Annotated in this window: 21 protein-coding genes; 8 read left to right on the forward strand and 13 right to left on the reverse strand. The window is 62.0% G+C overall.

All coding sequences use genetic code 11. The features are described 5' to 3' along the window. Window positions 1-47 precede the first annotated feature (47 nt). The 4 genes from AC3WJM_RS04825 to AC3WJM_RS04840 form a co-directional block, all read right to left on the reverse strand. Window positions 48-902 carry an amino acid ABC transporter permease gene (locus AC3WJM_RS04825; RefSeq protein ID WP_059387483.1) on the reverse strand — a complete coding sequence of 285 codons (855 nt, stop codon included), beginning with the start codon at window positions 900-902 and terminating at the stop codon, window positions 48-50. Continuing rightward, complete coding sequence (locus tag AC3WJM_RS04830; RefSeq protein ID WP_059387484.1) at window positions 899-1546, reverse strand: amino acid ABC transporter permease; 648 nt, start codon at window positions 1544-1546, stop codon at window positions 899-901. The genes AC3WJM_RS04825 and AC3WJM_RS04830 overlap by 4 nt, the downstream gene beginning before the upstream one ends. Before the next feature lie 62 nt (window positions 1547-1608). Next, entirely contained in the window at window positions 1609-2508 is a 900-nt protein-coding gene (locus tag AC3WJM_RS04835) for a glutamate ABC transporter substrate-binding protein (RefSeq protein ID WP_059387485.1), read from the reverse strand. A gap of 50 nt (window positions 2509-2558) precedes the next feature. After that, window positions 2559-3314: an amino acid ABC transporter ATP-binding protein gene (locus AC3WJM_RS04840; RefSeq protein ID WP_059387486.1), complete on the reverse strand. Its 756-nt coding sequence runs from the start codon at window positions 3312-3314 to the stop codon at window positions 2559-2561. A gap of 234 nt (window positions 3315-3548) precedes the next feature. Here AC3WJM_RS04840 and AC3WJM_RS04845 point away from each other — a divergent pair, with 234 nt between their 5' ends. The 4 genes from AC3WJM_RS04845 to AC3WJM_RS04860 all read left to right on the forward strand — a co-directional run bounded on the left by AC3WJM_RS04845 (window position 3549) and on the right by AC3WJM_RS04860 (window position 6401). Next, window positions 3549-4349 (forward strand): LOG family protein, encoded by an 801-nt coding sequence (locus tag AC3WJM_RS04845; protein ID WP_059387487.1) that lies wholly within the window; start codon window positions 3549-3551, stop codon window positions 4347-4349. Window positions 4350-4386: 37 nt separating this feature from the next. After that, window positions 4387-4722 carry a DivIVA domain-containing protein gene (locus tag AC3WJM_RS04850; protein ID WP_059387488.1) on the forward strand — a complete coding sequence of 112 codons (336 nt, stop codon included), beginning with the start codon at window positions 4387-4389 and terminating at the stop codon, window positions 4720-4722. Between the two features lie 110 nt (window positions 4723-4832). After that, the gene (locus AC3WJM_RS04855; protein WP_492271310.1) at window positions 4833-6002 is read left to right on the forward strand and encodes a hypothetical protein; all 1170 of its coding nucleotides are present in this window, start codon (window positions 4833-4835) and stop codon (window positions 6000-6002) included. A gap of 231 nt (window positions 6003-6233) precedes the next feature. Next, complete coding sequence (locus tag AC3WJM_RS04860; protein WP_009357720.1) at window positions 6234-6401, forward strand: DUF3117 domain-containing protein; 168 nt, start codon at window positions 6234-6236, stop codon at window positions 6399-6401. A 76-nt stretch (window positions 6402-6477) separates the two neighbouring features. On the opposite strand, the gene AC3WJM_RS04865 is transcribed toward AC3WJM_RS04860, so the two are convergent. Beyond that, window positions 6478-7110, reverse strand: coding sequence for an O-methyltransferase (locus tag AC3WJM_RS04865; RefSeq protein WP_059387489.1), 633 nt, complete (start codon window positions 7108-7110; stop codon window positions 6478-6480). 258 nt (window positions 7111-7368) lie between these two features. Between AC3WJM_RS04865 and sigE the strand changes: the two genes are divergently transcribed. From sigE to AC3WJM_RS04880, 3 genes are read left to right on the forward strand one after another with little or no spacing between them, the layout of a single operon-like run. Then, window positions 7369-8013, forward strand: coding sequence for an RNA polymerase sigma factor SigE (gene sigE / locus AC3WJM_RS04870; RefSeq protein ID WP_059387491.1), 645 nt, complete (start codon window positions 7369-7371; stop codon window positions 8011-8013). A gap of 36 nt (window positions 8014-8049) precedes the next feature. Beyond that, window positions 8050-8931, forward strand: a complete 882-nt coding sequence (locus AC3WJM_RS04875; protein ID WP_492271288.1) for a hypothetical protein — start codon at window positions 8050-8052, stop codon at window positions 8929-8931. 31 nt (window positions 8932-8962) lie between these two features. Continuing rightward, window positions 8963-9346, forward strand: a complete 384-nt coding sequence (locus tag AC3WJM_RS04880) for a twin-arginine translocase TatA/TatE family subunit (RefSeq protein ID WP_059387493.1) — start codon at window positions 8963-8965, stop codon at window positions 9344-9346. A 5-nt stretch (window positions 9347-9351) separates the two neighbouring features. Here AC3WJM_RS04880 and AC3WJM_RS04885 read toward each other — a convergent pair whose 3' ends face one another. Genes AC3WJM_RS04885 through AC3WJM_RS04895 form a run of 3 tightly spaced genes read right to left on the reverse strand, consistent with a single transcriptional unit; the run spans window position 9352 to window position 12468 of the window. Beyond that, entirely contained in the window at window positions 9352-10479 is a 1128-nt protein-coding gene (locus AC3WJM_RS04885; RefSeq protein WP_492259777.1) for an Mrp/NBP35 family ATP-binding protein, read from the reverse strand. A gap of 11 nt (window positions 10480-10490) precedes the next feature. Continuing rightward, window positions 10491-11135 carry a DUF1003 domain-containing protein gene (locus AC3WJM_RS04890; RefSeq protein ID WP_307055270.1) on the reverse strand — a complete coding sequence of 215 codons (645 nt, stop codon included), beginning with the start codon at window positions 11133-11135 and terminating at the stop codon, window positions 10491-10493. 49 nt (window positions 11136-11184) lie between these two features. Then, on the reverse strand, window positions 11185-12468 hold the full coding sequence (locus tag AC3WJM_RS04895; protein WP_236812034.1) for a magnesium transporter MgtE N-terminal domain-containing protein: 1284 nt from the start codon (window positions 12466-12468) through the stop codon (window positions 11185-11187). A gap of 76 nt (window positions 12469-12544) precedes the next feature. Here AC3WJM_RS04895 and AC3WJM_RS04900 point away from each other — a divergent pair, with 76 nt between their 5' ends. After that, a complete protein-coding gene (locus AC3WJM_RS04900; protein ID WP_492271289.1) occupies window positions 12545-13372 on the forward strand; it encodes a YflT domain-containing protein in 828 nt (275 codons plus the stop codon). Here the strand turns inward: AC3WJM_RS04900 and AC3WJM_RS04905 are convergent, their stop codons facing one another. The 5 genes from AC3WJM_RS04905 to AC3WJM_RS04925 all read right to left on the reverse strand — a co-directional run bounded on the left by AC3WJM_RS04905 (window position 13373) and on the right by AC3WJM_RS04925 (window position 20688). Continuing rightward, the gene (locus AC3WJM_RS04905) at window positions 13373-14377 is read right to left on the reverse strand and encodes a HesA/MoeB/ThiF family protein (RefSeq protein WP_172465471.1); all 1005 of its coding nucleotides are present in this window, start codon (window positions 14375-14377) and stop codon (window positions 13373-13375) included. A 101-nt stretch (window positions 14378-14478) separates the two neighbouring features. After that, entirely contained in the window at window positions 14479-16962 is a 2484-nt protein-coding gene (locus AC3WJM_RS04910; protein WP_492271290.1) for an FtsX-like permease family protein, read from the reverse strand. Beyond that, window positions 16919-17701: an ABC transporter ATP-binding protein gene (locus AC3WJM_RS04915; RefSeq protein WP_059387497.1), complete on the reverse strand. Its 783-nt coding sequence runs from the start codon at window positions 17699-17701 to the stop codon at window positions 16919-16921. The genes AC3WJM_RS04910 and AC3WJM_RS04915 overlap by 44 nt, the downstream gene beginning before the upstream one ends. Continuing rightward, window positions 17698-18636 carry a lysophospholipid acyltransferase family protein gene (locus AC3WJM_RS04920; RefSeq protein ID WP_059387498.1) on the reverse strand — a complete coding sequence of 313 codons (939 nt, stop codon included), beginning with the start codon at window positions 18634-18636 and terminating at the stop codon, window positions 17698-17700. Before AC3WJM_RS04920 ends, AC3WJM_RS04915 begins: the two co-directional genes overlap by 4 nt. A 468-nt stretch (window positions 18637-19104) precedes the next feature. After that, window positions 19105-20688 (reverse strand): aminopeptidase P family protein, encoded by a 1584-nt coding sequence (locus tag AC3WJM_RS04925; protein WP_492271291.1) that lies wholly within the window; start codon window positions 20686-20688, stop codon window positions 19105-19107. Between the last annotated feature and the right edge of the window lie 67 nt (window positions 20689-20755).

Consider the following 20755-nt stretch of genomic DNA (forward strand, 5'->3'; position numbering starts at 1 on the left):
CCCCCCCCCCCCCCCCCCCCACACCCACGTCTGCGACGTTCTTGCGACTAGCCCTCGATTGCCACAATCTCCGACTTGGCCACCTTCACCACTTTGACGTTGCGGCGCATCCGGCCTTCAAGCCACTTGGCGATTCCGGCCAGGATCAGGCACATCCCGACGTACAGGACACCGGCAATGATCGCGGAAGGAATGATGGGCGAACCGTACTGGGCCTGGCTTCCGAAGTACTTGGCCTGGAAGAGGATCTCGTTGTAGGTCACAATGAAGCCCAGCGCGGTGTCCTTGAGGATGACCACGAGTTGGGAAATGATCACCGGGAGCATCGAGCGGACCGCCTGCGGCAGCAGGATGTTTGTCATGACCGCGCTCTTCGGCAAGCCGATGGCATAGCCGGCCTCGCTCTGGCCACGGGGGAGCGATTCGATGCCGGCCCGGAAGACTTCCGCGAGCACCGATCCGTTGTAGAGCACCAGGCCCGCAACGACTGCCGTGAAAGGCGTGATCCCCTGGACGCCGAGCGGAGGGAGCCCGTAGTAGAAGATCATCATGAGGATCAGCAACGGAATGGCACGGAAGAGCTCCGTGAACCCATAGCAAGGCAAGCTGATCCACTTGCGGTCGGAGAGCCTCCCGAAGGCCAGGAAGACACCCAGCACCAAGCTGAGCACGGCTGCCGTGGCAAACGCTGAAAGCGTGGCGCCCACTGATTGGATGATGGTCTGCTGGACCAGCGGGAAGGTGAACAAATGCCACTTCTTCTCGTCGAACTGGCCGCTTTGGGCGAAACGAAGGACGATGAATCCGACGATGGCGAGAATGACCAGGGCGGTCACGACGCCGAGAATCCGGTAGCGTGCGCGGGCCTTCGGGCCCGGAGCGTCAAAAAGGACCGAGCTCATCGGGCCACCTTCCATTTCTTTTCAAGCTTCCGCTGGACGAAGGAAAGGATGAAAACGAGCAGAACGAAGATCAGTGCGACCCAGAGCAGCCCGGCCATGGCAGGCTCGCCGCGCTCGGAAAGATTCGATCTGATGGCTCCCGCTTCGGCGACCGAGAAGCCGGCTGCCACCGTTGTGTTCTTGAGCAATGCGATGAACACGCTGAACATGGGCGGGATGACGGCACGGAATGCCTGGGGGAGGATCACCAGGGTCAGGGTTTGGGTGAACGGAAGGCCGATGGCACGGGCAGCCTCGGCCTGGCCGACAGGCACGGTGTTGATGCCGGAGCGCACGGCTTCCGCCACATAAGTAGCGGTGTACAGGCTGAGGCCGACGGTTGCTGCGGTCATGAAATCAATTTCCACGAGACCGAGCTTCGGATAGCCCAAGGCAAAAAAGAACAGGACCAACGTCAATGGGGTGTTGCGCACAACGTTGATGTACAAAGTGGCTGCGGCGCGCATCGCAGGGATGGGGGATACCCTCAAGGTCGCCACGATGGTGCCCAGGATCAGGGCGAAGATCCCGGCAACGACGAAAAGTACAAGGGTGTTCCGGAACCCTGTGATGAACAGGTCCGAATTATTCAGCAGCGTATTCACAGAATGGTCGCTTTCAGCCGATATTCGAGGGGGCGGCCAAGGGCCCCCCCCTCAACATGGGTTTAGTAGTTGTCCACTGCGGGTTGGGTGACCTTGGTGCCGGACTGGCCCAGTGTGGAGTCGTAGATCTTCTGCCACACAGAGCCGCCGTCAGTGAACATCTTGTTCACGAACTTGCGGAAGGCTGTATCGCCCTTCTTCAAGCCAACACCGTACTTCTCAGTGGTGAACGGCTGGCCTACCACCTTGAGGTTGTCGGTGTCCTGGGAGGCGTAACCGATCAGGATTGCCTGGTCGGTAGTCACAGCATCGACCTGGCCGCTCTTGAGCGCCTCGACACACTGTGAATACGTGTCGAACTCAGTGGTCTTGGTGCCGGGGAAGTTTGCCTTGATGTTCTGGATGGGGGTTGAACCCGTGGCCGAACAGACGTTCTTCCCGCTCAGGTCCTTCTCGCTGTTGATGGTCGTGTTGCTCTTCTTGACCAGCAGGCCTTGACCCGTCACGAAGTAGGGTCCGGCGAAGTCGACCAACTGCTTGCGCTTGTCCGTGATGGAGTAGGTCCCGACGTAGTAGTCAATGTCGCCGTTGGTAATGGCGGACTCGCGGTTGGCCGAAGGAATGGGCTTGTACTCGATCTTGTCCTTGGAGAAACCGAGGGATGCGGCGATCCACTGGGCAACCTGGATGTCAAAACCGCTGTACTCGCCGGTCGCGGCATCCTTGAAGCCCAGGCCAGGCTGATCCTGCTTGACGCCGATCGTGATCTTTCCGTTCGACTTGATCTTGTCGAACGTGGGGCTGCCCGTGATGGACACGTTCTGGGCCACCGTGAACGGTGCGGACTCGCTGCTTGGCGCGGTGGTGGAACCGCCGCCGCCACCGCATGCGCTCAGCGAAAGGGCGAGCGCCGCGCTTGCAGCGACCAGGAGGGATTTCCTCCGGGTGATAAAAGACTTCATGATATTCCTTTCATTGTGCGGCCACCCCCGCGGCCTGGGTGCGGTGAGTGTCAGTGAGTCAGGAGTTTGGAGAGGAAATCCTTGGCACGGTTGCTTTGGGGGTTGGTGAAGAATTCCTCCGGCTTGGCGTCTTCAACAATCTGGCCGTCGGCCATGAAGACAACGCGGTCGGCAGCTTTGCGCGCAAAGCCCATCTCGTGGGTGACCACGATCATGGTCATGCCTTCCTTGGCCAACTGGACCATGACATCCAGGACCTCGTTGATCATTTCCGGATCAAGTGCCGAGGTCGGCTCGTCGAAAAGCATGACCTTCGGCTTCATCGCGAGAGCCCGGGCAATTGCCACACGCTGCTGTTGGCCACCGGAGAGCTGTGCAGGCATCTTGGGTGCCTGTTGCCCGACGCCGACCCGCTCCAACAACGCCATGGCGTCCTTGTCCGCGGTTGCTTTGTCCTGTTTCTTCACCTTGATCGGTCCCAGCGTGACGTTTTCGAGAATCGTCTTGTGGGCGAACAGGTTGAACGATTGGAAGACCATGCCGACGTCGGCCCTGAGAAGGGCAAGTTCCTTGCCTTCCTCAGGCAGCTTCTTGCCATCGATCGAAATCTCGCCCGTATCGATGGTCTCCAAGCGGTTGATGGCCCGGCACAGCGTGGACTTGCCCGAGCCCGAAGGCCCGATGACAACCACAACCTCACCCTTTTTCACTTGGAGGTTGATGTCCTTCAGGACATGTAGTTGACCAAAGTGCTTATTGACGCCATTCAGGGAGACGAGGGCATCGCTGGCGGCTTGAATAGTCATGTGACGAATCTAGCGAAGAAATGATTCAAGTTGAGCCAGCTCACACTAACTTCCGTGGATCGTGATTCAACAGATACCTGCTTTGCAGCTATCTGACAGCAAATGATGGGTAGGAAACCCAATACCGCAAACAACAGGCCACGCCGGAACGGCTGCAGCCGCCATCCGCGCTAGCCTAGGTCAATGAGTACCAGCCAGCCCCAAGTTCCTAGTCCAGACGCCAATGGCAAGGCGATGAGCAACGGATCGGCAGCGTCAGCTCCGGCCGTAGCCGCAGAGCCGCCAGCCAAGCACAAAGGACCCTTGGAGCTTCGGCGCAAACAGGCCGCCATGCCCATGTCGGACCAGCGACTCCTGGACACCCGGGGAGCCGACCACTTCATTCACACCGACCCGTGGCGGGTCCTGCGGATCCAGAGTGAATTCGTTGAAGGATTCGGTGCGCTCGCCGAGCTCGGCCCCGCCGTCAGTGTCTTTGGTTCCGCCCGCACCAAGCCGGGCACCGGCTATTACGATATGGGCGTGCAGGTGGGCCGCCACCTCGCGGAAGCCGGCGTCGCCGTCATCACCGGTGGTGGCCCGGGATCCATGGAAGCCGCCAACCGGGGCGCCGTTGAAGGCAACGGCGTTTCCGTGGGACTGGGAATCGAGCTGCCCTTCGAACAAGGCCTCAACCGCTGGGTGGACCTTGGCATCAACTTCAGGTACTTCTTTGCCCGCAAGACCATGTTCGTCAAGTACGCGCAAGGGTTCATTGTCCTGCCGGGCGGCCTGGGAACCCTGGACGAACTGTTCGAAGCCATGGTCCTGGTGCAGACCCGCAAGGTGACATCGTTCCCCATCGTCCTTCTGGGGGTCGACTTCTGGAGCCCGATGATCGAATGGATCAAGGGGACCCTGGTGGCCGAAGGCATGGTCTCCGCGAAGGACCTGGACCTCATCCAGCTTGTGGACGATCCTGCGGACGCCGTTCACCGCGTCCTGCACGGAATCCCGCGGCCACCCTCGACCAACGGGGACCAGCGCCCGGAGTAGCCTTGCCGTCACTGCACTCTCAGCTGAGTCTGGCACGATGGTTGCTGTGAGCTTTTTTCTGGTCTTTCTCGCGATTGTCATTATCGGTGCCGTGTTGTTCCTCGGCGCCGGAATGGCGAGATCCTCCCGCGACTCCGGCGCCGGTTTGGATGAACCCGTCCCGAACCTGCCGCCGGTCCTGTTGCCGGCAGGAGCCAAGGCATCCGACGTCGACCGCGTGCGCTTCGCCCTTGGGCTGCGGGGCTACCGGATGGACCAGGTGGATGAGGTCCTCGATGAGCTCCGGGATCAGCTGACCTCGCAGGAGAGGGAAATCGAACGGCTGAAACTGGCCCTGGAGGCAGCCGGGAACCAGGAAGACCCAAAAGAGTGACCCCGTCACTCGAATCGCGGTCCCCGACGGGATTCCTGGTCCGAAGATTGCGCCGCGCCGGAGCCCACGCCGCGGGCTGGCCGTGGTGGGTCCAGGTCTCCCTCGTCTACATGGCCTCGAGGCTTGTCAGCGCTTGCATCTTCATGGCCGCAGCGTTGCAGCAAGGCGTCAATCCGTGGTTTCCGCCGGCACCTGACTACTGGAACTTCATCACCATCTGGGATGGGCGCTGGTACGCCGAAGCGGCGAACAACGGGTACCCCTCTGTTTTGCCGGTCAATGCGAACGGCGGCGTCGCGGAAAATTCCTGGGCGTTCTATCCACTCTTTCCGTACCTTGCCAGGGCGCTCGGTGCACTCACCGGACTGGCGACGCTGCCCGCCCTGACGGTCGTCGCGATGGTGGCCGGGCTTGGGGCGGCCCTGGTGGCCTACAAACTGTTCCGGGAATTCGCCGGGCAGACCACGGCGCTGTGGGCACTGACCTTCTTCTCGATGTTCCCCGTCTCGGCCATCCTGCAGGTCCCCTACGCGGAATCCCTCAATACCCTGCTCCTGGCGGGTTCGCTCCTGCTGCTGGTGCGTCGCAAGTACCTTTCGGCGATGCCCGTGGTCTTGCTCATGTGCCTGTCGCGGCCCACTGGAGTGCCCTTCGCGGCCATGGTGGGCCTACTCCTGGTCCACCACTTGTGGAAGAGGTTCGGGCGCCGCCCGTCAGTGCCAGGCGACGTGCCCGCCGACGTGCCCGCCGCCGGGTCGATCCCGACGCTCCGGGAGCTTGGATCGCTGGCCGCGCTAGTGGGGGTCAGCGCGGCGGGGGCCCTCGCGTGGCCGGCCATCGCCTGGGCGGTCACGGGGGACCCGCTGGCCTACACCAAGACCGAAACTGTTTGGCGAGGGGACGACCTTGTTCCGTTCAAGCCATGGTTCGAGACCGGCCAAATGCTCTTCGGGCCGGTACTCGGCATTCTCGCGCCGTTCGTCTTCGTCGCGCTCTTTGCCCTGCTGATGTTGAGCAAACCTGTCCGGGCCCTCGGCACCGAACTGAGGCTTTGGTGCACGTGCTACGTGGGGTATCTTCTGGTCTTCCTGCACCCCCAGACGAGCACGTTCCGGATGCTCTTGCCCTTGTTCCCCTTGGCGCTCAGCACGGCCTGGTTGTCCCGCTCGAAGGCTTACCGCGGCACCGTGGTGGTCATGTTCTTCCTCCTCCAGATCGTATGGATCGTCTGGCTGTGGGCGTGGGCGCAGTTGCCGGGCGGCGGCGACTATCCTCCGTGATGCCTCCCCGTCGTTTCGCCAGTTCAAGCGCGATCACGGCCCGGCGGGAAAAGTCCATCAATTAGCTACGGGCGGGTAATTACGAGATAATGGACACAAGCAAGGACAAAGGCACCCTCGGGTGCCCGGCGACGACGACTGAACTGCCATGACTGTCGACGCCGTATATTCCACGCGGAGCCAACCCGGCCGGGTTGGCGGGATTTGGGACAACTGGAGGGGATTTTCCTAATGGCGGCTATGAAACCACGTACTGGCGACGGCCCTATGGAAGTAACCAAAGAGGGCCGCAGCCTGATCATGCGTGTGCCGCTCGAAGGCGGAGGACGGCTGGTGGTCGAGCTCAACGCAGCAGAGGCGGCGAACCTCAAGGAATGCCTCGTAGGCGTTACCGAATAGATTCACTGGGCAGGGCCCCGGCAGAAGAGCCGGCGCCCTGCTTTCATGTTTAAGCCTGAAGGCGAACGAGGGCCAGCTACTTCTTGACCGCTACCAGCAATCCGTCTCCCGTGGGAAGCATCGCTGACGAGAGCCGTTCGTCGTCGCGGATGGCCTTGCCGATCTGGCGCAACACCACGGTGGTGCTGTCCCTGGCGGCCGGGTTGGAAACTTTGTCCTTGTCCAGCGCGTCATTGATGACCAATGTTCCGCCCGACTTGAGCAATCGGATGGCTTGCTGAACGTAACCGGGAAAGTTCGGTTTGTCGGCGTCGATGAACACGAGGTCGTATGCGGAGTCGGTGAGGCGCGGCAAAACGTCGGCCGCACGGCCGGAGATCGTCCGGGTGCGGTTCGCCGGACTGCCGGATTCCAGGAAGGCCTCGCGGGCGGCCTTGAGGTGCTCGACGTCGACGTCGATAGTGGTCAGGACGGCCTGCGGGCTGAGGCCGCGCAGCAGGCACACGCCGGAGACCCCTGCCCCGGAGCCGACCTCCACAACCGTCTGTGCCTTCGACGCTGCGGCCAGGACTGTCAGGACGGCGCCAACGCCGGGGCTGACGGGAGTAACGCCCAGCTCGAAGGAGCGTTCACGGGCGCGAAGCAACACGTCGTCCTCGGCAGGCAGATCTTCTGCGTAGGACCAGCTGGTTGACTTGTCGGCACTCATGGGGGTTCGCTTTCCAGGCAGAGGGGTATTCCTTCCAGACTACTGGCTACGGGCCGCCCAGCCCGGATGCCTGCGGCCCGCAATTCTGTGTCTCTCCGGCTTCCTCCGGATGATGTTCGCTCTGCGGGAAAAGCCTGCCTGCGATCAGCAAAATCTCAGGCAACACTGGGATGATGTATATCCAGCCATCCAAGTGAGGGCCGGCAACGAACTCCTGAGTGACCGGCAGGATGACAAACAGTTTGAGGGGAGCGGACGATGCGGGCATCAAGTGCTGCGCCAGTCCAGGCAACGGCAGCAGTCCTGGGTTCCACCGACACGGCCCCGCCAGCCGAAGAATGGGTCAGGCCAAGCTGGGAAGAAGTGGTGGAGAACCACTCCGCCAAGGTCTTCCGCCTTGCCTACCGGCTCACCGGAAACAAGTTCGACGCCGAGGACCTCACCCAGGAAGTCTTCGTCAGGGTCTTCCGTTCGCTCGAAAACTTCAAGCCAGGCACACTCGACGGCTGGCTGCACCGGATCACCACCAACCTCTTCCTCGACCAGGCCCGTCGGAAAAGCCGTATTCGATTCGATGCCCTGGCCGAAGACGCCGAATCCCGGCTGCCTGGACATGAACCCGGTCCCGAGCAGAGCTTCGAGTTGAACAACCTCGATCTCGACGTCCAGCGCGCCCTGGAAGAACTGCCCCCGGACTTTCGCGCCGCCGTCGTGCTTTGCGATCTTGAAGGCCTCTCCTACGACGAAGTTGCCGAGGCGCTCGGCGTGAAGCTGGGAACCGTCAGGTCCCGCATCCACCGCGGCCGGACAATGCTCCGCGAAAAACTGGCGCACCGGGATCCGCGTCCGGTCCAGGCCCGCAAGCCGCGCCTTAAGATGCCGCGCATCGCCGGCCTCCTTTAGTCGCCGATGGGTCTGCTGAAAGGACGACGCGGTGGTTTGACTCGGGGAAAAATCCGGCACAGCCGAGCCCCCGGCCACCTGCAGCAATGCTCTGAATGCCACGCCGCTGTCCTGCGGGAACGCCAGTACCTCGAACGGCTTCGCCGTGCCGCCGTTCCCGAGGCGAGCCAGGACTTCACCAACAGGCTGATCGAGCACACCCAGCGGTTGGCGCAATCCGATGTCGACGAGCGCCCGGCGCCCCAGCGAAGCGTATGGCACGGGATCCGGCTCGCCAGCGCCGCGGCCGGCGGGCTCGCCGTCAGCGCAGGAATCCTGGCGGTTGCGGCCTACGCGCTTGGCGGCGAAGTTGCGCCCCAGGCGTCCGACCGTGGCGAGCAGGAAGTCCGGACCCTGGTCAGTTCCACCGTGCCCGGAAACGCCGCAGAGCAACTCCCCGTGACGGGTTCGCAGTTGAGCCTGCCCGTCGGCGTTGCCGGGACGGTGAACCTGAGCGAGCAGCAATTGTCCGAACTGCGGAGGGACGGCTGGGCATGTCCCGAAATGGCAAGCATGGGTTACCACGTGGTTTCCGCCCGGGCCCTGATGCAGGACGGGCACCCCGCCGTTGAGCTGCACCTCAGTGACGGTGACCACCACGCCACGCTGGTGGAGCAGCACTTGGAGGGCAGCGGCGCTTCGGGGACCCAATTGTCCATTACCCAGGGGGCCCCGTGGCAGGCCGTCTACTCCTCGCCGGTGGCAGTGCTGCGTTATTCCTCCGACATGCCTGCCAGCCAGGCCGCCGGAGCCGTTCCGGAGCTCGTGAAAGCGGGCGACTCGCTGGTGGTTTCCCGGCCCGCCGAAAACAGCACAGAGACCTGGAACGATCGGCTGCAACGGGGACTCCATACCCTGGCGGGCCTCGCAGGTTTCTGAGCGGACCAACGGACAGGGTAATCTTCGATACGTGTTTGGAATCAATGGCTCGGAGTTTCTCATCCTGCTGATCATCGGCGTCATCGTGATCGGCCCCAGCCGTTTGCCTGAATACACGCGGAAGCTGACGAATCTGGTCAAGGAGCTGCGGCGCATGGCGTCCGGCGCGCGTGAGCAGATCAAGGAAGAAGTCGGCATCGACATAGATGAAGTCGACTGGAAGAAGTATGACCCGCGCCAGTACGATCCGCGCCGGATCATCAAGGAAGCGCTGCTCGACGACGACACGAAGCCCGTCAGCGACGGTGCGCCTGTCGCTGTGGCAGCCGTGGACACTCCGACGAAAGCTCCCGAACGGGTTGTCGAACGGCTTTCCGTCGGTGAAAAAGCGCCCTTCGACGCTGAAGCCACCTAAGAAGGCTATTTCGGCTGGATCCCGAGGGACATTCCGGCCAGGCCGCGGGGCTTGGCATTGAGCTTTCCCGCGATGGCCTGAAGTGCCTGTGCAGCAGCCGTCTCCGGAGCCGTCAACACCACGGGGCGGCCAGCGTCGCCGCCTTCGCGCAGACGGATGTCCAAGGGGATCTGTCCCAAAAGCGGAACGTCGGACCCGACGGCGGCGCTCAGCCGCTCAGCCAGCACCCGCCCGCCGCCGCTTCCGAACAATTCCATCCTGCCGCCGTCGGGCATCTCCAGGAAGGACATGTTCTCCACGACGCCGGCAAGCTTCTGGCCCGTCTGCGTTGCGATGGTTCCGGCCCGCTCGGCAACGTCGGCTGCCGCGGCCTGCGGGGTGGTCACCACGAGGATTTCGGCGTTGGGAAGCAACTGTGCCACCGAGATCGCGATGTCGCCCGTGCCCGGTGGAAGGTCCAGGAACAAGGCATCCAGATCGCCGAAATAGACATCCGTGAGGAATTGCTCCAGGGCGCGGTGCAGCATGGGCCCCCGCCAGGCCACCGCTTTGTTCCCGGAAACGAACATGCCAATGGAGATCACCTTCACGCCGAAGGCCACGGGCGGGAGGATCATGTCGTCCACCCGGGTGGGCTGCTGCGTGATTCCCATGAGCGCCGGAACGGAGAAGCCGTGGACATCGGCGTCGACGATTCCCACGCGCAGCCCCTGCGCTGCAAGGGCGCACGCAAGGTTGACCGTCACGGAGGACTTGCCTACACCGCCCTTGCCGCTGGCCACGGCGAAGACCTTCGTCAGGGAGCCCGGCTCGTTGAAAGGTATTCCGCGTTGCCCGCCTGCGCCTCGCAACTGTTCCTTGAGGGCATCGCGTTGCGCTTGTGTCATGACCTTGAGCTCGACATCGACGGCGGTCACGCCGGGAACCCGCGTCAGGGCCGCGGTGGCGTCGGCCGTTATGGTTTCCCGCAGCGGGCAGCCGGCGATGGTCAGCAGCACCGCAACCCGGACGGTTCCGTCCGGACTGGCCTCTACCGAATCCAGCATCCCCAATTCCGTGATGGGCCGGCGGAGTTCGGGATCGATGACGGTTGCCAAGGCAGCGTTGAGGGCCTCGACGGATGGTGTGCTCATGGGGTGGGTGTTCAGCTTTCGGGCTGGGCGGGGGGACCCGGGTTCCGCGTTGGCGACGTGCCGACGGCCGAGAGGTCGGGTTCGGATTGGCTGGCGCTGGAATGCGCCGGATGGATCTTGGGGATCTGCTGGGTGGGAGGATTGCGCTGTTTGTTGCGCTTGTCCTTGATTTTGTCCTTGGCTTTCTCGCCGTTGTTGGAGCCGCCGGAATTGTTCGGCCCCAACTCTTCCTGCGCTTCGAGCAGATCCGACAGCAGCGAGCGGAGTTCGGCGCGCACGTAATCCCTGGTAGCGACCTCGCGCAGGGCGATGCGGAGAGCCGCGACCTCACGGGTCAAGTATTCGGTGTCAGCCAGATTGCGCTCGTCACGGGCCCGGTCCTGCTCGATTGTCACGCGGTCTCTGTCGTCCTGGCGGTTCTGGGCCAACAGGATCAGGGGCGCGGCGTAGGAGGCCTGTGTGGAGAAGAAGAGATTGAGGAGGATGAACGGGTAGGGATCCCACTGGAAGCCGAACAAGCCAATAACGTTGAACGCGATCCAGACGATCACGAAGATCGTCATGTAGAACAGGAAATTCGCCGTACCCATGTAACGGGCGAAGCGTTCGGCAAACCGGCCGAAGGCATCGGGATCGCTGCCGAAATTCGGCAGCATGCGGGAACGCAGCTCGAGCGGGGTGTCCAATCCTCCGCTGGTGGGCTTCTCAGCCAATTCGGCCTCCTAGTTTCCTGATCGGGGCTCCGTCTTCGTGGGTTCGCCAGTCGTCCGGGAGCAAATGGTCTAGGAGGTCATCAACAGTCACCGCCCCTACGAGGCGGCCGGCGCTATTCACGACCGGGAGGGAGTTGAGGTTGTAGGAGGCCATGGTGTGGCTGACCTCGCTGACGCTGGCGTGATCGGAAACCGGCTCCAGGTTCTTGTCCACGATGCTGCCCAGCTGTTCGGGCGGGGCGCTGCGGAGCAATTGCTGGATATGCACGACGCCGAGGAATCGTCCCGTCGGTGTCTCCAACGGCGGGCGGCAAATGAAGATGGCCGAGGCCAGGGCGGGGGAGAGCTCCTCGCTGCGCACATGGGCAAGTGCCTCGGCCACCGTGGCTTCCGGTGGAAGGATGACGGGAACCGGGGTCATGAGGCCGCCGGCGGTGTCCTCGTCATACTGCAGGAGCCTGCGGACATCGTCAGCCTCGTCGGGCTCCATCAGGAGCAGTAGTTCCTCGGCCTTCGCGGAAGGCAGGTCAGCCAACAGGTCTGCGGCGTCGTCCGGGTCCATTTCTTCCAGGACGTCGGCTGCGCGTTCGTTGTCCAAAGCGGACAACAGCGTGACCTGGTCTTCTTCCGGCAACTCCTGGAGCACATCGGCGAGGCGTTCGTCCTGCAGCTCGCTGGCCACTTCGATCCGTCGTTTGTCCGACATCTCCTGGAGTGCGTCGGCGAAGTCGGCCGGCTTGAGGTCCTCGTGCGTGGCGACGAAGTGGCTTGCACCTTGGGGATCGTTCTCGGAGCCCTGCAGCGTGTCCGCCCAGTCCACCAGGAGGGTATGGCCGCGGCGCAACCCCCGGAGCCTGGAGGTAGACGTGCCGCGTCGAATGAAAAGCTTGGAGACGAGCCAGTCACCGTTGCGCTGCTGGTCCATGGCGATGTCTTCGATGATGGCGTCGCCGCTGCCGTCCTTGAGGGTCACCTTGCGGTCAAAGAGCTCGCCGACCACCAGTTGCTCGGCACCGCGTTGCTGGAAGCGCCGCAGGTTGACCAGTCCGGTACAGATGATCTGGCTCTGGTCCATGGACGTCAGCCTGGTCATGGGAACGAAGACGCGCTTCTTGCCCGGAACTTCGACGACGATACCCACTGCGTGCGGGGCCCCGCGCAAGCCGCGCGAGAGCACCACGACGTCGCGCAGCCGGCCCAGGCGATCGCCGAGGGGGTCGAAAACGTCGAGGCCGAGCAAGCGCGCAACAAAGATGCGTGAAGGATTTGTGCTCACCCTTACAGGCTACCGAGTCTGCTCTCTTTTAGCTGAATTTCAGCCGGTTCACATGTGTATGGGACAGAATGGGGGTATGGCGAACATTTTCGGTGCCCCTAAGGCCACGGAGGAATCCCGCAGCGTCCCTAAAGGCGACACCGTGGGCTCTTACACTTCCTATCTCGATGCCCAGAAGGCGGTGGATTATCTTGCCGACCAGCAGTTCCCCGTCCAGCATGTCTCCATTGTCGGAAACGACCTCAAAATGGTGGAGCGGGTTACGGGACGGCTCAGTTACCCCAGGGTCGCCTTGTCCGGAGCCCTGAGCGGTATGTGGTTCGGCCTGTTCGTGGGCGTCATGCTTTCGTTCTTCACCCCGGCCGGTGGCCCCTTCTCGATTGTGACGTCGGTCCTCATGGGTGCTGCATTCTTCATGCTCTTTGGGATCGTCACCTACGCAGCACAGCGCGGGAAGCGGGACTTCACCTCCACCAGCCAGGTAGTGGCGACGAACTATGACGTCATTGTCGCCTTGGAGGCATCCCACGAAGCCCGCCGTCTCCTTCACCAGTTGCCGATGAATCCTTCCGAGGCAGCCTTCGGGCGGCCGCCGCAGGCCTACACGCCGCAGGACTACCGGAACCCGCCGGCGCATCCCGGTGCACCGCAGGGTCCGGCCCCGGAGCGCCCGGCGTCTTGGCAGGATCCGTATGGCCAGCGTGGACCGGAAGCCGGACAGGCAACCGCCGGCGAGCCCGCCCAGCCTGCTGCGGACGCCGCGGCCCCGGCTGCGGCCGCGCGGCCGACCGCCGGCGTGCGCTACCCGGACCTTCCCGACGGCCGTCCGCAATACGGCGTGCGGGTGAACGAACCAGGAAACGGCGAGCAGACCGGAAATGGTGAGGATCAGGCGAAGCAGTAGTTATTGCGGGGCCTCACAGCTGCAATCTGGAAGGCGTGCGAGCTTCCGGACGCGCCAGTCCAAGGTGAATAGGTCGAGTTCCCGTACCTGCCCAGACAAGGCAAGCGGCAACCCGAGCAGGATCTTCATAGCCTCCCACGCCGCCAGATTCGCCACCAAGCCCGAAATAGCTGCGATGCTCCCCCCGCTCCTCGTTCGTCCTTTGAGCGGGAGGAAGTCGGCGCGGTTGTGATCATTCATGGTCTGTGAACGGATGCACTGCCAGCACACTGTCTGACCGGGGATGATGCTGGTGCCGGGCACGCCCAGGTTCCCGCCATACGCCCCACCAACGATGTGGGGAACGCGCGCTTCCGTCGCGGCTTCAGCGATGATATCTGAGAGGACGACGACGTCCGGCTCATCGGCGCATCCGACCACCAGGCTGGCATCCCTTAACGCCGATTCGAGATCTGCTGCGGCTACCACTCGGCGACGGTTCGCCGTGACCTGAAGGTTCTCGTCGATCGACGTGAACCGTTCGGCGGCGACGTCCACCTTAGCCAAGCCCAGGTCGCCAGGCTGAAATAGGATCTGCCGGTTCAAATTTGTGAGTTCTACAATGTCCGGATCGAAAATCTCAATTCTGCCGATGCCTGCCGCGACGAGGGATTGCAGTAGCCAGGTCCCGGTTCCGCCGACTCCAACGACCACCACTTTTGAAGTGCGGAGTTTCTCCTGCAGTTGAGTTGGCGAGTTAGTAAGGGAAAACGTGGATGCGAACTCCTGGAACAGCCTCTCTTGACGTTCGAACTTGTTTGCGCTCGGGTGCTCCGGCTGCGGGTACGTATCAAAGAGGCGCTCAGTTTCCATGATGGCCAGGACGTTTTCAAGCGATTTGCAACTGAACCCGGCACTTCCCTCGAGGATCGATTCGATCCTTTCGATGGAATTCGACCCGTCAAGCAAGGGGATCAACTCGATCACAAACGGGGATACGTCGAATTCAAGGACCCTGAGTTCCATGGTGCAAATGAACTGCATTCGACAATCGCGGTTGAATACGAGCACGCTGTCCCGCAGTCTCAACGGGCGGCAGCCCATCTTCGCTCCTCCTCTATCGGCCATCACTCGGCCCTCAGGGCCGCTGCGGGCTCTATTCGAGCCGCCCTGCGGCTCGGTCCTATCGCCGCCAAGCACAATGCAGTCAAGGTGACAATTGCGATTCCACTGAATGCCAGGACGGAAACAGTCGTGCTCAGCGTCACTCCGAGTGCCCCGGCGACAAGCCGGGTTAGTACCCACCCAGCCAACTGACCAACGAGAAGTCCCGAAGCAAGCGCCGCAATTCCGATCAAGATCGCGTCAACCGCAACGAGCCTCGTTATGTCGCCCCGGGTGGCACCAATCGCGCGCAACATCCCGAACTCTTTCTCCCGACGAGCGACGCCGACTGAGAACAGGCCGGCCGCGCCGACTGCGCCGAGACTGAGCGCAAGCACAACGATGCCGAAGGCGGCTCCGGCGTAGGAGCCGAGCTCTGATTCTGCGCGCTCTTTCATTTTTGCGGCCGTGATCACCGAGACGCCAGGGATGTCGGCAACTGAATCAGCGATCGTGTCCCGGAGCGCTGTGACGTCGACACCCGGCCTCGCTTCTACATTCCAGCCGTTGGATCCGGTAATTCCGAGCTCGGCTGCCGCGTCGCGACTCATCACCACCTGATTCCCTGTTGCCAAGGACGCATACGTCCCGACGATGCGAAGCGAGAGGGTCTTGCCTGCCCGACTTAATCTGACGTAGTCGCCCAAGGAAATATCGCGGCTGGCGGCGAGAGCTTCAGGAATGATGACCGCGCCTCCCTTTTCCAGGGCGGCTGGTGCAGATCCGTCACTTCCGTGGCGCCATGGAAGCTGAGCAGTGGCGAAGTAGCTCTTTGGATCGACAGCAAGGATTGCAACCTGGCTCGTGGTGCCTTGGAACTGCAATGCCGCGTGATCCCAAACTGTGTCCGAAACCCGGTTGATCATTTGAATTGACGCCAGACGTTCGTCTAATTTCTCAACGATGGGCGTCGTGGACGATATTTGAATGTCGGCCCCGAATTGACGGCCAATCTGGTCCATCATGGCGCTCCGTACGGAGCCGACCCCGATGACAAGGGCCGCACCCAGGCAGACGACAATCCCCATGATGGCCGTCGTGGAGTCGAGCGATGCGTGTCTGCGCAGGCGCTGAGCCGCAGCCTTCCCTGTCCATCCTGCGAAGATCTGTAGCCTGGTGCATGCGATGAGAATTGACGGAGCGAGGAAGCCCGCGGCGGCCAGCGATAGGACGAAGCCAACGAGCTTGACGACGAGCGAGTCGAACCAGTAGCTGCCTGCTCCGAATATGAGGAGCATGATGCTGAGGGCGACGCGGAATCTGTTTGAAGACCTGCGCTCTGCGCCTTCAGGCGAGATAGCCGTAAGAGGGGCCTGGCGCAGCACGTTCATGATGGCCCGGGCCGCCCCGGCGCAGCCCGCGGCGACCCCGCTCAGGATGGCAAGCAGAACTTGCCAAAGTTCGACCGCCACGGTGGCTGGAGGTATGTTCCCCATCGACGATAGCCCTTGGTTGAGGATCCAGCTGACACCAAACCCGAGCCCAAGCCCGACCATCGAGCACGCGAACGCGAGCATCAGTGCCTCATAAAGGACGGCGGCCGCCAGCCAGGAACCGCGCGCGCCGACAGCGCGCATGACACCATAAGTCAGCCGGCGGGCATTCACGACTGACTGGAAGGCCGTCGCCGATAGGAGGATCGAGATGCCCAGTACGGTGCCGGAGGCGATCATCAAGATGAGTGAAACAACCGCGATGAGGGGACCGAGGGTCGAATTGAAGGCAGAAGTGTCTTGTACTTTGAACTGAGGAGGCAGGCTGGACGAATACTCGCTCTGCCAGCGTTCAGCGGAGTTCCCGGCCGACAGCTGGATGTCAACCCTTGATACTTGGCCCTGCTCGTTGAATATCGTCTGGGCGTAGGACAAATCGACAAAAATGTTGTCGTACGCCAACGGACCAAGAACCTTGCCATTGAACACCCCTACGACGCGCAGCTGCGTGGTAGCGTCGCTCGACGCGACCACCAGGGAATCGCCTATGTCCACCCCTAAGCGCGAAGCCACATCAGACGGAACCAGTGCCTCAGGGTTGTTTACGGTAGGGAGCCCGCCCCGAAGCTCAAGCCTCATGAGTTGAAGCTCAGTGTTGAACGTCGTGGGGTAACCCGTAACCGTCAGCGGGCGGCCTGTTCCAACGGTTCCCGCAGGCCGGACGCTCGAATTCCGTGCCAGAGTCGGGATCGGCGTCGCAACGCCAGGGAGATCCGCCACGGCCTTGACTGCGCTCTCCGGGACTGTGGTTCCGGGAATAGCAGGCACGACCGCGACGTCGCCTATGCCTGACAGCGAGCCGGCTCCTTGCGACAGCTGGTCGTTGATGCTCTTCGATGTGAGCAGGGTGCCGAAAATGAGCGCAACGCCGAAGACCAATGCAACCGCTGCGACTCCATATCGGGGAAAATCAAAGCGAAGTTGCCGCAAACCACGAGCGAACGCGCTCATCATGGTGAGAATCCCCCTCCCGATCTGGTTCATTGAGGGTCAGGTCAAGCTGATCAACGATCTTCCCGTCCCGCAGGGCGATGATCCGGTCGGCGTAACTCGCAGCATATGGATCATGGGTGACCATCAGCCCGGTCGTGCGACGACCGTCTCCGATCGCGTCGCGAATCAGACGGAGAACAATATCCCTATTCCCGGAGTCGAGGCTTCCTGTCGGCTCATCGGCTAGGACGACGCTAGGAGCCCCGAATACCGCTCGAGCTACGGCGACCCGCTGACGTTGCCCGCCTGACAATTGATCGGGAAACCTCTCGGCATATTCAAACAACCCGAGCTGATCGAGCAGCACCAGAGCATCTGATCGCCAACGAAAGCCTCTTTGACCGGAAACAATCGATGACAACCCGACGTTCTCCACCACCGTCATGCTTGGAACAAGATGAAATGCCTGGAAAATGAATCCAATATTCTCCCGCCGGAAGATTGTCTTCTGTTTTTCATCCATCTCGGAGACCCGGAGTCCTGCTACGTCTATACACCCTGCAGTCGGCGAATCGATTCCACCGACCAATTGGAGCAGGGTTGACTTACCGGATCCAGATGGGCCAATGACGGCAACAAGTTCACCCGGCTGGATCTCGAGTTCATCAATGTCTAGTGCAGCTTTCTCGTTTCCGGCACCGTCGTCATAGTGGCGACGAACGCCTTTAAGGGAAATGGCGGGAAGAGGGGCGACGGTCATGACTCGATAGCCCAGACCTGGGGGAGCATCCGGTCAAATTCGAACCACATTTCCCATTCTCCGACGTCGCCGGCGAGAAGCTCTGACTCAATGACATCCCAAACGGCCAGCAGGGAGCGGCGGCGTTCACCGGGAGATACCGGCGGTGGTATCGCAGGGTGGTATTTGAGTCGAAAGCGGCCGTCGCCGACGGCCCTGAGCGTGAGTGGGACCATAGGGGCGCCGGAAACATGGCTCAGGACAACCGGACCGGTGGGAACCATGATGGTTGTCCCTAAGAAGGGAATTCGGGCATGGTGCTCATCCACTCCACGAGGGTCCAGTTCAGGGAACATGGAGAAGATCCTGCCCTCACGCAGGGCGGTCAGGCCAGAGCGCATCGCCGATGTGCTCCCGAGCCGGATCCCACGGAAGTCTAAATCAGGAAAGGACGCTGCGCGGATCTCGTCAAAATTCATCCGGTTGTAGAGCGTCGTCGTCGGCATTTCATAAGCGAGCATGGGAATGGCAGCATATGAGGGTCCGAGATGGAGCGGGAGAGCGATTACCCCTCGGCCACTGGACGCCGCCTCGTGAAGGTGGCGGGGCCCATCGACAGCCACAACGTCCCGAAACAGCGTCTCAGTGTCCTTCATCCACAGATTGATGAAGGTCGATTCAAACTGCAGCTTCGGTCCGTACCCAGCAAAGCTCCTGGCGTGCAATTCCTTGTCGAAGCCATCAAGCCCAGGGACTGCATTCATGAAATCCAGGGCCCGGGCCTTCAAGACGTCGAAATTATCTACGTCTGGTTGGTTTGCCCGGTAGATGGGTCGATCGAGGGCGTCGAGCACCTTCATAAGGTTCCACGCGCCAACTGGCCCCGCAGCATGAATAGCCTCATAGAAATTCTTGTGCTTTGGAAAGTCGAAAATATTGAACAGTGGCAAGCGCACGCTGCCCCCCAAATTCAGTGTTGTTCGTATCCTTGCTATCTCACTTGGCTCGTTGGTGGCGAAGCACAAGCGTCGCCACCAACGAACCGAGCGCTAAATCAGGTGCACATGCACCCGCTGCTACAGGCCAGGGTGGCTCCCGCCTCCAGCACATCTTCTGAGACCATCTCCATTGTGTTCACCTCCTCCTTTTGACCGATTCGAAGATAGAGAAATACCACTTTGTGGTATGGCAACGGCACCAAACGGGGGGATCGTCTATCGGTGCTGCGCCTAGGAGGAGGGTACAAGTGCCTCGGGGCGTCTCCGTGTGGATTTCGTCAATCTCAGTGGTCAAAACGGCAAATCTCAGTGTAAAAAACCCGAAATTAAGTGGACGGAAGCCGGCGTCTACGTGTTTTAACGAAAGAGGAGGGCTACCGGATCATCAAAATCCGGTAGCCCTCCTCGTGCGTTTTGCCTCGGTGGTTAAGCTTCGGCGTCCTGGTAGATGCCCGCCATCCAGGATTCGACGTCGTCGGCCTTGCGGGGGAGGGCGGCGCTGAGATTGACGGGACCGTCTGCCGTCATCAGGATGTCGTCCTCGATCCGGACGCCGATTCCACGGTATTCCTCGGGAATGGCGAGGTCCTCTGCCTTGAAGTAGAGCCCGGGTTCGATGGTGAACACCATGCCCTCGGTGAGTACGCCGTCCAAGTAGAGATCACGCTTGGCCTGGGCACAGTCGTGGACGTCCAGGCCAAGGTGGTGGCTGGTACCGTGCGGCATCCAGCGGCGGTGCTGCTGGCCTTCGGTGCTGATGGCTTCCTCCACGGAGACCGGCAGCAGGCCCCACTCGGCAAGGCGCTCGGCGAGGACCGTCGTGGCGGCGGTGTGGATGTCGCGGAACTTCACGCCCGGCTGGGCCGCGGCGAATCCGGCGTCGGCGGCGTCAAGGACGGCTTCATAGACCTTGCGCTGGACGTCCGAGAACTTTCCGTTAGCCGGAATGGTACGCGTGACGTCGGCGGTGTAGAGCGAATCTGCCTCCACGCCGGCATCCAGCAACACGAGTTCTCCGGCGTTGACCTTGCCCGTGTTCCGGGTCCAGTGCAGCACCGTGGCGTTGTTTCCGGCGGCCGCGATGGTGTCGTAGCCGAGCTCGTTCCCTTCCTCACGGGCACGCGCGAAGAAAGCGCCTTCGATGACGCGTTCGCCGCGGTGGTGGGTCATGGCGCGGGGGAGGGCGCGGACGACGTCGGTGAAACCCTCCACGGTCGCGGCCACGGCGATCTTCATCTGCTCGATTTCCCAAGCATCCTTGAGTAAACGCAACTCGGAGAGCGCCTCGCTGAGCAGTTCGTCGAGGGCATCGAGTTCGCCGAGGTCCAGGTTTTCCGGATCCTTGGCGGTGTTGTAGCGGGCTGTGTCCACGAGGGCATCAATGTTCTCGTCGACTTTGCGGACCAAGCGGATGGAGATGCCTCCGATTTCCGGGGCACCCACGTTCTTGGTGATGGCCATCTCGAGTTCGTCGAGGTGCGCCGTCCTGAGTCCGAGGCGCGCTTCGAATTCTTCGAGCGTCGGACGCGCGCCGATCCAGAACTCACCGGAACGCGAGTCGGCGTAGAACTGTTCCGTGTCCCGGCCGGCCAGCGGACGGAAGTAGAGCGTCGCGAGGTGGTTGCCGCCGTCGTCGCCGGTTCCTTCCTCGACAGGTTCCAGGACCAGCACGGCATCGGGCTCGTGGTCCAGGCCCAAGCCCGTGAGGTGGGCGAAGCCGGAGTGGGGGCGGAAGCGGTAGTCGCAATCGTTCGAGCGGACCTTGAGCGGGCCGGCTGGTACGACGAGACGCAAGCCCGCGAACTTGCCGGAGATGGCCCGACGACGTGTGGCGGCGTGGTCTGCGACGGCGTCACGTGCAGGGGTTACCTGCGGCGCGGGCGCCCAATTGCTGGCCATGAACGCCTTGAAGGCATCGGATGTGGGCCGCTGGGAGCGGTTGTTGACGCGCTCCTCCAGTGGCTGGGAGGCTGTGGGTTCACCGTTTTGGGTGTTTTCTGCATCGTTCACCGTCCCATCGTCCCATCAAGGCCGACACTAGGCCAACGCCGAAACGGTCCAAGCCGTCCCCAATCAA

The organism is Arthrobacter sp. FW306-1B-G06A, assembly GCF_058781765.1.

Excerpts from the sequence above, each read along its gene's own strand:
- AC3WJM_RS04825 (WP_059387483.1), bottom strand. The coding sequence starts at position 902 with ATGAGCTCGGTCCTTTTTGACGCTCCGGGCCCGAAGGCCCGCGCACGC.
- AC3WJM_RS04835 (WP_059387485.1), bottom strand. The coding sequence starts at position 2,508 with ATGAAGTCTTTTATCACCCGGAGGAAATCCCTCCTGGTCGCTGCAAGC.
- AC3WJM_RS04840 (WP_059387486.1), bottom strand. The coding sequence starts at position 3,314 with ATGACTATTCAAGCCGCCAGCGATGCCCTCGTCTCCCTGAATGGCGTC.
- AC3WJM_RS04845 (WP_059387487.1), top strand. The coding sequence starts at position 3,549 with ATGAGCAACGGATCGGCAGCGTCAGCTCCGGCCGTAGCCGCAGAGCCG.
- AC3WJM_RS04850 (WP_059387488.1), top strand. The coding sequence starts at position 4,387 with ATGGTTGCTGTGAGCTTTTTTCTGGTCTTTCTCGCGATTGTCATTATC.
- AC3WJM_RS04855 (WP_492271310.1), top strand. The coding sequence starts at position 4,833 with ATGGCCTCGAGGCTTGTCAGCGCTTGCATCTTCATGGCCGCAGCGTTG.
- AC3WJM_RS04860 (WP_009357720.1), top strand. The coding sequence starts at position 6,234 with ATGGCGGCTATGAAACCACGTACTGGCGACGGCCCTATGGAAGTAACC.
- AC3WJM_RS04865 (WP_059387489.1), bottom strand. The coding sequence starts at position 7,110 with ATGAGTGCCGACAAGTCAACCAGCTGGTCCTACGCAGAAGATCTGCCT.
- sigE (WP_059387491.1), top strand. The coding sequence starts at position 7,369 with ATGCGGGCATCAAGTGCTGCGCCAGTCCAGGCAACGGCAGCAGTCCTG.
- AC3WJM_RS04885 (WP_492259777.1), bottom strand. The coding sequence starts at position 10,479 with ATGAGCACACCATCCGTCGAGGCCCTCAACGCTGCCTTGGCAACCGTC.
- AC3WJM_RS04890 (WP_307055270.1), bottom strand. The coding sequence starts at position 11,135 with ATGCTGCCGAATTTCGGCAGCGATCCCGATGCCTTCGGCCGGTTTGCC.
- AC3WJM_RS04900 (WP_492271289.1), top strand. The coding sequence starts at position 12,545 with ATGGCGAACATTTTCGGTGCCCCTAAGGCCACGGAGGAATCCCGCAGC.
- AC3WJM_RS04905 (WP_172465471.1), bottom strand. The coding sequence starts at position 14,377 with ATGGAACTCAGGGTCCTTGAATTCGACGTATCCCCGTTTGTGATCGAG.
- AC3WJM_RS04910 (WP_492271290.1), bottom strand. The coding sequence starts at position 16,962 with ATGATGAGCGCGTTCGCTCGTGGTTTGCGGCAACTTCGCTTTGATTTT.
- AC3WJM_RS04915 (WP_059387497.1), bottom strand. The coding sequence starts at position 17,701 with ATGACCGTCGCCCCTCTTCCCGCCATTTCCCTTAAAGGCGTTCGTCGC.